The organism is Marinithermofilum abyssi, assembly GCF_014641195.1.
In the GTDB taxonomy this organism is placed as follows: Bacteria; Bacillota; Bacilli; order Thermoactinomycetales; family DSM-45169; genus Marinithermofilum; species Marinithermofilum abyssi.
Map to the genome: position 1 here is coordinate 1 of NZ_BMHQ01000042.1, position 586 is coordinate 586.

Annotated in this window: 2 protein-coding genes; both read left to right on the plus strand. The window is 49.7% G+C overall.

Annotation, left to right across the window (positions count from 1 at the left end; genetic code table 11):
• Positions 1–152, plus strand: a 152-nt coding sequence (locus IEW70_RS17640; RefSeq protein ID WP_308423187.1) for a transcriptional regulator SplA domain-containing protein, incomplete at its 5' end; no start/stop codon positions are given.
• On the plus strand, positions 145–586 hold a 442-nt coding region (locus IEW70_RS17645), incomplete at its 3' end, for a spore photoproduct lyase family protein (RefSeq protein WP_373286005.1). The genes IEW70_RS17640 and IEW70_RS17645, both read left to right, overlap by 8 nt.

Genomic DNA, 586 nt, shown 5'->3' on the forward strand with positions numbered 1-586 from the left:
ATCCGGAACAACCCGGAGAGCTGAGCCTGTTCTTATACGAGACCCATTACCCCCTAAATGAAGAAATTGCCGTTTACCGAACAGAAGAAGAAGCCGAATACGCCTACCGGCATTATATCGGCTCTTTCAAAGAAGGGGAGTTCCATGGTTAAACCATTCGTACCCCAACTGGTTTATATAGAGCCCCGTGCGCTGGACTATCCACTCGGTCGGCGGCTGAAAGAGAAATTTAAAGAGATGGAGATCGAAATCAGGGAAACCACATCCCACAACCAAGTGCGCAACTTGCCCGGCGAAAACGATTTTCAGAAGTACCGGGTCGCAAAATCGACACTGGTGGTAGGGGTTCGGAGAACCTTAAAATTTGATACCTCGAAACCATCCGCGGAGTATGCCATCCCCTTAGCTACAGGATGCATGGGACACTGCCACTATTGTTACCTGCAGACTACCATGGGAAGCAAGCCGTACATTCGCACCTATGTTAACGTCGAGGAAATTTTCGATGCGGCTGAGAAGTACATACAAGAACGAGCTCCCGAAATTACCCGGTTTGAAGCGTCCTGCACGTCAGATATCGTCGGGG